The following is a 10,650-nucleotide window of genomic DNA, read 5'->3' on the forward strand; positions in this document are numbered from 1 at the left end:
TTTCAGTAGGGTGGTGTCTCCAGGCAAATAGTTGCCCTTAGGGCGGGGCGGACTTTGCTGTATTTCTAAGATCGAGGCCTCAAAGAATGAACACCCTGAAGCTGTGCAAGCCGTTATTGGCTCTGATTCTCGTGCTGTCATTAAGTTTCCCGGGTTGGGGACAAGCGCTGGTCTCCCTACCCAAGCCAACCGGGTTCAATGTCTTTTCCGCTGAGCAAGACGTTGAGCTGGGCAGGCAAAATGCGGCCCAGATACGAAAGCAGCTGCCGTTGCTCCCCGATTCCAATCCCGTTACGCAATACGTGCAGCAGATCGGTAGAAAGCTGGTGGCCACCATGCCCCAGCCGACCTGGCCTTACGAATTCCACGTTGTTCAGCAGAAAGATATCAATGCCTTCGCTCTGCCCGGCGGTCCGATCTTTGTGAATCTGGGCACAATTCAGGCAGCGGACAACGAAGCCCAATTGGCAGGTGTGATGGCGCATGAGATGTCGCACATCTATGAACGCCACTCCACCAAGCAAGCGTCTAAGCAGGCAGCTCTGCAGCTTCCGCTTGGAGTGCTGGGGGGGCTGCTGGGAGGCAGTGCGGTCGGACAGTTAGCAGCAGCCGGCATCGGGTTCGGTCTGGGGTCGGTTTTTCTCAAGTACTCCCGCGACGCTGAGGCTCAGGCCGACGCCGTTGGCGCTCGCATCATGTACAACGCTGGCTATAACCCAGTGGAGATGGCCAACTTCTTCCGCAAGCTGGAGGAAGAGGGCGGAGCGCGCGGTTCGCAATTCTTCAGCGATCACCCCAATCCGGGAAACCGCGTGCAGGCGGTGGAGAAGGAGATCGCCGAGTTCCCGCGCAAGAACTTTGTCACCACCAGCGCAGAATTCAGCCGCATTCATCAGCTCGCGCTGAACACGCGTGCTTATAGTGCGCAGGAAATTCAACAGCGGGCGCATTACGCCAGCGCCGGCTCGACGGCCGATAGTTCCGGCGGCACGATTTCAGCGAATTCAATTCGGCCCAGTGCGAATTTCACCAGCTTCCAGCATCAGGCCTACACACTTAACTATCCCGAGAATTGGCACGTATTCGGCGACTCCACCTCAGACGTTACCATCGCCCCGGAGGCGGGAGTCTCTCAGAATGTAGTGGCGTTCGGCGTAATCATCAGTGGCTTTCAGCCAGAAAGCTCCAATTCCATCGACGGAGCTACCCGTGAGCTGATCGATTCTCTGCGGCACTCCAGTCCTGATCTCCGGCCCGTAGGCACCGAGCAGGAGATTCGTGTGAACGGCATCACTGGACGCTCGGTGGACCTTATGGGCCGCTCCCCCTTGCGAGATAGTTCGGGCCAACCGGTTCAGGAGCACGACTGGCTCGTCATCCTACCGCGCGGGGACGGCACAGTTCTCTATGCCGTCTTCATATCTCCCGACAAGGACTTTACTGTGCTTCGCCCCACCTACGAGCGCATGCTCAAGAGCCTGCAGATGCGGTAGTCCGGCCCTGGGAGCCCAACCCTTCCGCCCTCTTTTGGCGGAGGGTGGCTATGAAATCGCTATTTCTTAGCCGAAACCGGAATCATTGCATGTTCGTATGGCGTACCCGCCCACATCATGTACGGCTTGGTGGGATCGGGGTCGGGAGCTTCTGTGTAACCCAGGGTCTTGCTGGGCGGACCGAAAACCATGATGTGGGGGCCGGTAACGATCCAATGATTGTCCGCAGTCTTGCCCGTGGCGTAGGGATCGGTATTGCTCGCACCCTCGTCGCCAGCCAGCATGTAGGAAATGCCGACCTTATTTGGCGGTGGCTCGTGCCTCATCATGGCATGGATGAATTCCATGCTGTTAGCGTCGTTGCACATCTTGTCCGTGCCCATAACCATGCATGTGAACCCGTTCTTTCCCTCCCGCAGGGTGCGCATGCTCCCATCGCTTTCGACCCGGACCACTGCGGCGCCATCGGCAACGCCCTTCGGTGCAGCGGAGAGAGCCTGCGTGGTGTATTCGGAGTCCGATAGTTTTTTCTGAGCCCCTGCCGTGCACGCGATCGCCACCAGCGATACGGTAGTCATGAGCATCGTCCTCACCCTTGGCATGTTTTCCTCCACAGCTTCGCGCTGAACCTCAAGTTGCACTCAAGCAGGCGGCATTTTACAGCCGCTGTTCCCGACGTCAAGTTGAGGCCGGTTTGCGGGCGTGAGCGAAGCGGGAACCCGCTGGCGAAATCCCGAGTGTAGCGAGGGATCTGTTGTTGCAGAATGCTCCGACGGCAAGGGTATCGGTTTCATTTGGCGAGGCTTTTGAGGAGAACTGTGCTCGGATTATTCTTACCTCAGGTCAAGGAGCAAGCGCATGAAGCTGGTTGCCAAATTTAACTTGATACTCGTGATTTTATTCGGCGTTGGTCTTGCCGTGATCGCGTACATGTCCTACAGCTTCCTCATGTCGAACGCGCGCGATCAGGTTCTGCAACAGGCTCAGTTGATGGTCGAGAGTGCCAGTTCGACTCGCGAATACACAGCGCAGGAGCTGACGCCGCTTCTGGAAGAAAATCCGCGGCACCTAACGACCTTCTTGCCGCAAACGATTCCTTTCTATGCTGCGACGGTGACTTTTGCTCGCCTGCACGGGAAATATCCGGACTACACATACAAGGAAGCCGCACTTAATCCTTCCAATCCCCGCGACCGGGCCGTGGAATGGGAGTCAGACTTGATTCAGTATTTCCGCAATCATCCCGGGCAAAGGGAACTTGTAGGTGAACGCGAAACCCCGACAGGACGCTCTCTGTACCTGGCTCACCCTATTGCAGTTGGGAAGGAATGTCTGGACTGTCACGATCGTCCAGAAACCGCTCCGGCAACGATTGTGCAAACCTATGGCACTGCCAACGGTTTTGGCTGGAAGCTGAATGAGATCAACGCTGCGCAAATCGTATCCGTGCCCATGACAGTTCCGGTAGGGATCGCAAATCGGGCATTCCGCCGTCTGATGACGTATCTAACCGTGATCTTCCTGCTGACGCTGGCGGCTATGGATGCAGCGCTGTACTACATGGTGATCCGGCCATTGCGCCGACTCTCGCACGCAGCGGACAAGATCAGCAAAGGGGACAAGGATTTACCCGAGTTGCCGGTTCACAGCACCGATGAGATAGGCACAGTGACTGCTTCTTTCAACCGCATGTGTGTGAGCTTGTCGAAGGCGCTGAAGATGCTGAATGAGTGATGCGGGTTCTAGGAACCGTTCACCGGCTTGGAACGCAAGAACCGCTCGCGCGCCTGGCTGGAGTCGATTTCCTCTGCCAGAGAGCGGTAAAGCTCGTCGAGGGTCGCATTCTTGACCGCGGCACGCTTTACGATCACCTTGGCAATAGGTCCCACGTACTCAGCAAGGTCTTTGCTGACACGCTCCAGCACAGCAGGCTCGAAAGCATGGTTGCCGGCTCTCGGGGATACTGGGCCTATCTGAGAAGTTGTCGCGCTCCCCCTGGAGAGAGGCGCGGGTTTTTGCAGACTTGCGGTTTGTGCCATGCGGACAGCGTCCAGTGCCTGCAGGAATTCCTCTGCCGACTGGAAACGTTCGCCCGGACTCTTAGCTAACGCTTTAAGAACGATTGCGGAGAGCTCAGCCGAAACGTCGGGGTTTAACTCTGAGGGCGGCCGCGGCGCCTCCTTCAGGTGAGCAGTCAGCAACGCATACTCGCCCTTGCCGTAAAACGGCACCCGTCCCGTAATTACTTCGTATAAGGTGACCCCCAGTGAATAGATGTCGGACCTCAGGTCTACCTTTTCACCGCTCACCTGCTCGGGCGACATGTAGTGAATCGACCCCAATACGGCTCCGGATGACGTGAGCCCGGCCTCGCGATTGCTGGCCGCCAACCCGAAGTCGAGTAGCTTCGCCTGCCCGTCCGCCGTGATCATGATGTTCGAGGGCTTGATATCCCGGTGCACTACGCCACGGCGATGGGCATAAGCCAATGATCCCAGCACCTGCGATATGTAGTCGAGGCCTTGCCACAAGCTGATGCGCCCTCTCTTGGCGCCCAAGGTCTCGCCTTCCACGAACTCCATGACCATGACCAACTGGTCCTGGTGTTGGAACGCAGTGTGAAGCAGCGCGATATTGGGGTGATGAAGGCTGGCGACGACTCGGACTTCGCGAGTGAATCGCTCTGCGAGTTCCTGGGTCTGTCGGAGGTCTGGCAGAAGGATCTTCAGTGCCTCGACACGCTGAGAGATACGATGGCGGACCTTGAAGATCTTGCCTATGCCACCTGCTCCCAGCTCCCCGATTACCTCGTATTCACCGATCAGATCTCCGACTGCAATCGACATAAGGCCTATGCTGTTACTTATAGATGCGGAGACAAGTAGGAAGGATTGAGTATCATCAGCTTGAAACTGGCGTGTTGAGAAGCTATCGGTGAAGGCCCGAATGTAAGAGGGTTTCAGAGCTGATCCGGATTATTTGTGATATGGCGATGGTACGACAGCTATCGGCGACGCCCGGCGGTTAGACGCTCTCGAACTGCTCCGCATTTTCGTCTGGTCTCTCACCCCGAGAGAGATGTTTGCACCCAAACCCACAGTGACCTTCGGAATTCCGAGCGCGGATGCCAACGCTCCGTGCCTCCCGACGGAACGTGCCCTGTCGGCTGGGTCGGTGTATCGCCGTCCAGTGCAATTCCAGGTCGAAATCCTTAGTATTGCTGCGCCACTGTCTTCTCGGCGGCGGGCAGGTGCTTGGTTACGTGGTCTGCCATCATCCTGACTAAGTCGGCGTTCGTCATCGGCTGCCAGCCGTGTCCTTTCATCGGGCGTCCGTAGGCGAACGTGGCATGCGCCGGGGGGCTTATATTCGTCAGGAAGTCTTCCATCCTGTACACCGCAAGATTCAGGTAGTAGTCATCCATATCGCCGCAATAGATGTGGATTTTGCCGTCGAGCTGGTTGCCGATCTCCGACCAGTGTTTTTCCAGGTAGGCGCGCAGATCGTAGCCGTGATCGCGCATGTAGGTGGCAACCGCGTGATCGATCTCGCCGGTCTCCTTGTTCCAGACCGGCTTTGGATAGCCATCCTCATCGATAGGACCATAGACAGCTTCCCAGGCCTCGAGTTGCTGGGCGGAGCGCCCATGGGAACCGAGCGCAGCTTCAAACTGGCTCATCTGGCGCATTGTGAGGGTGACCTGACCTTCTGGGGTGCGCATCAGGGGACGCTCTGGTGCGGGCGGGGCAAACCCCGGTACTTCAAAAGCGCTTTCATCTTCATAGATGTCCACCATGCCATAGCGGTGGAAGTCGATGGGATCAGGATAGAAGGTCCAGGCGCCGCCGAAAAAATCAGGGTGGAAAACTTCGAGCGCCAGCGACTCCCATCCTCCTGTCGAACCTCCGGTCAGCAGGCGCGCATACGGCTGGCGCAAGATGCGGAAGTGATCCTCCAGATACGGGATCAACTCCTGCATGATGGCGTCGCCATAAGGGCCGTTGTTGGCCGAGTTCACGGCATAGGAATCATCGAAGAAAGGCGTGGGATGTTGAAGAGTGACAGCGATCATGCGCGGGAAGTTGTCCGAGCGCCAGGCATGGGCCAGAGAAGCATCGGCGGGAAGTCCGCCGTCGTCGCCTTCCTTGTCTGGAAAGCTGAATGGCGCTCTCAGGCTGAAGTGACCCTGTATGTAGATGACGGGATAGCGCACGTCCGGGTGCTGCTCGTAATCCTTGGGAAGGAGGACAGTGGCGCCGAGATAAATTGGCGTTCCCCAGAAATGCGTGAGCATCTGGCTTTGAATTCTGATGTGCTTGACCCAGCTTGTGTCCGCCGGGAGTTCAATGGGCGGAATGACTTTACTCAGAGAGAGCTTGAATGTCTGCGATGAGCTTGAATCGAGGTGAACTCTCTGGACTTCGCTGTAGAGATTCCCGGGAGAGCGGGTGAAGTCCTGCCCCTCCCACTGATCCAGGTGCACCCACAGGGTCTTGCCGTCAGCGCGTTGCACGCGCGTATAAACACTCATTAATGCCTGCACGAAATAATCGCCTTCGGGAAGGTCTTTCAGGCCGGCCAGGGGAAACCCGGAAGCGGTGCTCTGCAGCAGGATTCGCTGTCCGGGTTTGATCTCGCTGACATCCAGGCCGAAGAAGGGGGTCCGCTGATACCATGCGCCGATTTGCAAGCGCGGCTCCTTATTATTCTTTTTCGCCAGGATGACGAATACCCGGCCGGTGATCGGCTGCTCGTGAACCGAGGCAAGAAAGGAAATCTCGAATCGGGGGCCGCGTGCCCAAGCCGCTTGGGTTGCGCAGAATAAGACTTCGCAAAAAAGAACCAGGAGTTGAGCGATGAGAACTCTTGACGCACGCCTTCTCATCGCCTTTAATCCCCCTTTCAGTTTGCGGCAGGACATTTTTTCCATTTTGCCAGTCTAGCAAGCCTCCGGCAGCGGCAAGAGGTTGTGGCTGCTCAGGAGAACTTTTATGTCCGCGAATCCGGGAAGCCGATGTCCGTAGCGCCTCTCACTGCGGAGGAGAGCCGCAATCTCATTGAAGCAGCCCGCAAGGCGCTGGACAACGCTTATGCACCGTACTCCAAGTTTCACGTCGGGGCGGCCATTCTCACTGAGGCTGGCAATATTTATACCGGCGGAAACGTGGAGAACGCCTCTTACGGTCTGACGATTTGTGCTGAGCGCTCGGCGATCGTGGCGGCGGTTGCGGCAGAGGGGCCGGGAATGCGACTGCGCGGCGTGGCCGTTCTCAATGGCAACGACGTGCCGTGTTCGCCCTGCGGGGCCTGCCGGCAGGTGATTTTCGAGTTCGGTCCACATGCCGCGGTTCTGTTTCAGGGGAAAGACGGTATAGAAGAATCCACCGCCGAACGCATGCTGCCGGCAGGATTTTCGTTTTGAGAGATAGAACGTTATGCGCGTTGTCGATCTGATTCGCAAGAAACGCGATGGTGGCGAACATAGCTGGGAGGAGATCCAGCAGATCGTCAATGGCTACACTGCAGGCACGATTCCTGACTACCAGATGGCGGCCTGGCTCATGGCGGTGCTGCTGCGCGGCATGAGCCAGGCCGAATCCGCTGCCCTCACTGACATCATGCTGCACTCCGGTGAGGTGCTGGATTTTTCCGAGCTTCCCGCCAAGAAAGTAGATAAGCACTCGACCGGCGGCGTTGGAGATAAGACATCGTTGGTCATTGCCCCCATTGCGGCCGCTGCTGGCGTGTACGTCCCGATGATCAGCGGACGCGGGCTCGGCCATACCGGCGGCACTCTGGACAAGCTGGAATCGATTGCCGGATTCAACGTCAACTTGTCGCTGGACGATTTCCGCAAGGTGCTGAAGAAATGTGGATGCGCGCTGATTGGCCAGACAGCGGAGGTCGCTCCCGCCGACAAACGCATTTACGCCCTGCGCGATGTGACTGGCACAGTGGAGAGCCCCTACCTGGTTTGCGCCTCGATCATGAGCAAGAAGCTCGCCGAGGGCATCGATGCTCTGGTTCTGGATGTGAAGACTGGCACCGGCGCCTTCATGAAGAAGGAGGAAGACGCGGTCAACGTGGCCCGTCTGATGGTGGATACCGGGAAACGAATGGGCAAAAGAGTGGTCGCGCTCATCACCGACATGAACCAGCCTTTGGGCCGCTATGTCGGCCATGCACTCGAGGTCGAGGAGAGCGTGCACATCCTGGAAGGCGGCGGCTCGGAAGACTTGCGCGATTTATGCCTGGAGCTGGCGGGTTGGATGATTTATCTCGGAGAGCGAGCCGACAGTGTGGAGGAGGGGCGGAAGATTGCGGCGGACACGATCCGCTCCGGCGCGGCAAAAGAAAAGCTGCGGCAGATTATCAGCCTGCAGGGAGGAGATCCAGGAGTAGTGGATGACCTGAAGCGCCTGCCACGCCCTCGCACGCAACTGGAATTCAAGAGTTCCACGAGCGGATACGTGGCCGGGATGCAGGCTGAGTGGATCGGAACGGCGTGTGTGGTTCTGGGCGGCGGCCGGGAGAAAAAGGAAGACACCATCGATCACGCTGCGGGCCTGATTCTGCACAAGAAGCTCGGAGATTGGGTGAATGCGGGCGAATCACTTTGCACTGTCGGCTTCAACTCCGATGCCCGCCTGGATGAGGCTCAGGAATTGTTGCGCAATGCGTATCAGATTCGGGAGAAGCCGCCGGCGGGCGAGCGCAAGCTGGTCCATCAGATCATTGAATAGCGCGGCTCACCTAAGGAGAACGAGTGCGATTCATTGGACTTCTGGGTATGGTGGTTCTGCTGGCGCTGGCTTATGCCTTTTCCACCAACCGTCGCGCCATCCGTGTCAAGACGGTTGCCTGGGGACTGGCGCTGCAGGTTATGTTCGCGATCTTTGTGCTGCGCTTTCGAATCGGAAAAATAATCTTTCAAGCCGCTGGCAACGCAGTAGACAAGCTGCTGGGCTACTCTTACGTCGGTTCCGGGTTCGTGTTTGGCGAAATCGGCAAGAGGGTCTCGAACATGGGATTTTCCTTCGCCTTCCAGGTCTTGCCCACGATTATCTTTATTGCCGCTTTTTTTGGCTTGCTCTACTACTGGGGCATCATGCAGTTCATCATTCACCAGCTAGCTAAAGTGATGGTGCGGTTTCTGGGCGCCAGCGGAGCGGAATCGCTGAACGTAGCCGCCAGCATTTTCATGGGACAAACCGAGGCTCCGCTGACCATCCGCCCATTTCTGCCTGTGATGACTCGCTCGGAGCTGATGACCATTATGACTGCGGGCATGGCGCACGTTTCCGGCGGCATTATGGCTGCATACATCGCGTTCGGAATCAAAGCCGAACATCTGCTGAGCGCCGTAATCATGACGGCTCCGGGAACCATTCTCATGGCCAAAATGCTGGTGCCTGAGACCGAGCAGCCAGTCACCGCGCCTCAGGCAGGCAAGATCAGCGAAGCGGAGCACAAAGTCGAACTGGAGGTAGAGAAGAAGGATGGCAACGCGCTCGACGCTATCGCGCGCGGCACCATTGACGGCCTTCACCTGGCGCTAAACGTCGCCGCCATCCTGATCTCGTTTATCGCACTCATTGCTCTTCTTAATGGCATTCTCGGCGGCACACACAACTGGCTCGCCGCGCACGGCTTCCCATGGTTCCCCTCCAGCCTGGAAAGGATCTTTGGCGTCATCTTCGCTCCCGTCGCTTTTCTCATTGGAGTGCCATGGCGAGACTGCGTCAGCGTTGGCGATCTGCTGGGCACGCGCATGGTGATCAACGAACTGGTTGCGTTCTCTAAGCTGGGTCTGGAAAAGAGCGCGCTCGATCCTCGCTCCGTGACCATCTCCACCTTCGCCCTGTGCGGCTTTGCCAACTTCAGCTCCATTGGAATTCAGATTGGCGGCATCAGCGCGCTGGCTCCCAATAAGCGCACTGAACTTGCCAAGCTCGGGATTCGCGCCATGATTGCGGGCACCATGGCCAACCTGATGTCGGCCTCTATCGTTGGACTACTGATGCGATGAAGCCAACTGCAAAGAAAAAAGAGCTGCATGATTACGAGCTCGCTGGTGAGGCGGCAAAGTTCATCCGCGCGCGCACCAAGCTTGCTCCCAAAATCGCGGTCGTACTGGGCTCCGGCCTGGGATCGTTCGCTGACGATCTCCCCAACGCGGTGCGTATTCCCTACGCAAAAATCCCGCACTTTCCGCGCTCGACAGCCATCGGTCACGCTGGGCAGCTCGTAATGGCGAGAGTCGGCCAGGTTGCAGTGGCGCTTATGCAGGGCCGCGTTCATTTCTACGAAGGCTATTCGCTGCCGGAAGTGGTTTTTCCGATCCGCGTGCTGGGCAGGTTCGGTGTGAAGGCTGTCATCCTCACCAACGCGGCGGGCGGCATTAACACGAGCTATAAGCAGGGTGCGCTGGTGGTGCTGTCGGACCACATCAACCTGCAGGGATCGAATCCGCTGATCGGCGATAACGATGAGAGATTCGGTCTCCGCTTTCCCGACCTCACCATGGCCTACGACCGCAAATTCCGCAAAATCGCGCTGGAGCAGGCAAAGAAGATCAATCTTGATGTGTACGAGGGCGTGTACGTCGCGGTGTCCGGCCCCTCGTATGAAACTCCGGCGGAGATTCGCGCCTTTCGCGTGCTCGGCGCTGATGTTGTTGGCATGTCGACGGTGCCGGAGGTGATTACCGCGCGCCACATCGGCATGCGCGTGCTAGCGATCTCGTGCGTGACCAACATGGCGGCCGGTATGCTCGACCAGCCGCTCCATCACAAAGAAGTGCTTGAGACTGGAGAGAGGGTGAAGGGCCAATTCGTTGCCTTGCTGGAGGCCGTGATTCCGCAGATCGCAAAAGAGCTGGAGCCGGCTGAAACCTGATTGCGCTTCGACGGGTGGAGCAGGCCTTTAGGCGGGCATCCAGGCGCATAGCTTTAGCCTCTGAGAGTCTGATTCAGTACAGAGCGAGCTTCCCTCAGCGGCTGAAGCCTGGGTTATCATGCATTGCACAAAGGCAGGGCTGAAGCCCTGCTCCACTCCAAGTCTCGCCGCCCGGGTACGCGCGCCTGGTCGGTGCCTGACCTGAGTTACAACGAACCGCGTCTTTCACGGCTTTGTAATAAAGACTCTCTATGTTGAA

The 10,650-nt window shown here is 57.7% G+C and carries 9 protein-coding genes; 6 read left to right on the top strand and 3 right to left on the bottom strand.

Annotation, left to right across the window (positions count from 1 at the left end):
• Nucleotides 1-86 precede the first annotated feature (86 nt).
• Nucleotides 87-1,493 carry a M48 family metallopeptidase gene (locus VEG30_14740; protein ID HXZ81184.1) on the top strand — a complete coding sequence of 469 codons (1,407 nt, stop codon included), beginning with the start codon at nucleotides 87-89 and terminating at the stop codon, nucleotides 1,491-1,493.
• Nucleotides 1,494-1,552: 59 nt separating this feature from the next.
• Here VEG30_14740 and VEG30_14745 read toward each other — a convergent pair whose 3' ends face one another.
• Entirely contained in the window at nucleotides 1,553-2,095 is a 543-nt protein-coding gene (locus tag VEG30_14745; protein HXZ81185.1) for a hypothetical protein, read from the bottom strand.
• Nucleotides 2,096-2,351: 256 nt separating this feature from the next.
• On the opposite strand from VEG30_14745, the gene VEG30_14750 reads away from it, so the two are divergent.
• Complete coding sequence (locus VEG30_14750; protein ID HXZ81186.1) at nucleotides 2,352-3,227, top strand: DUF3365 domain-containing protein; 876 nt, start codon at nucleotides 2,352-2,354, stop codon at nucleotides 3,225-3,227.
• Between the two features lie 8 nt (nucleotides 3,228-3,235).
• Here the strand turns inward: VEG30_14750 and VEG30_14755 are convergent, their stop codons facing one another.
• The gene (locus VEG30_14755; GenBank protein ID HXZ81187.1) at nucleotides 3,236-4,339 is read right to left on the bottom strand and encodes a serine/threonine-protein kinase; all 1,104 of its coding nucleotides are present in this window, start codon (nucleotides 4,337-4,339) and stop codon (nucleotides 3,236-3,238) included.
• A gap of 365 nt (nucleotides 4,340-4,704) precedes the next feature.
• Nucleotides 4,705-6,378: an alpha/beta hydrolase-fold protein gene (locus tag VEG30_14760; protein ID HXZ81188.1), complete on the bottom strand. Its 1,674-nt coding sequence runs from the start codon at nucleotides 6,376-6,378 to the stop codon at nucleotides 4,705-4,707.
• A 129-nt stretch (nucleotides 6,379-6,507) separates the two neighbouring features.
• Between VEG30_14760 and cdd the strand changes: the two genes are divergently transcribed.
• From cdd to VEG30_14780, 4 genes are read left to right on the top strand one after another with little or no spacing between them, the layout of a single operon-like run.
• Nucleotides 6,508-6,915 (top strand): cytidine deaminase, encoded by a 408-nt coding sequence (cdd, locus tag VEG30_14765; GenBank protein HXZ81189.1) that lies wholly within the window; start codon nucleotides 6,508-6,510, stop codon nucleotides 6,913-6,915.
• Between the two features lie 13 nt (nucleotides 6,916-6,928).
• On the top strand, nucleotides 6,929-8,236 hold the full coding sequence (locus VEG30_14770) for a thymidine phosphorylase (GenBank protein HXZ81190.1): 1,308 nt from the start codon (nucleotides 6,929-6,931) through the stop codon (nucleotides 8,234-8,236).
• Between the two features lie 23 nt (nucleotides 8,237-8,259).
• Complete coding sequence (locus VEG30_14775) at nucleotides 8,260-9,522, top strand: nucleoside transporter C-terminal domain-containing protein (GenBank protein ID HXZ81191.1); 1,263 nt, start codon at nucleotides 8,260-8,262, stop codon at nucleotides 9,520-9,522.
• Nucleotides 9,519-10,391 (top strand): purine-nucleoside phosphorylase, encoded by an 873-nt coding sequence (locus VEG30_14780; GenBank protein ID HXZ81192.1) that lies wholly within the window; start codon nucleotides 9,519-9,521, stop codon nucleotides 10,389-10,391. The genes VEG30_14775 and VEG30_14780 overlap by 4 nt, the downstream gene beginning before the upstream one ends.
• Nucleotides 10,392-10,650: the final 259 nt, after the last annotated feature.

The organism is Terriglobales bacterium (genome assembly GCA_035624455.1).
Taxonomy (GTDB): Bacteria; Acidobacteriota; Terriglobia; order Terriglobales; family Acidobacteriaceae; genus DASPRM01.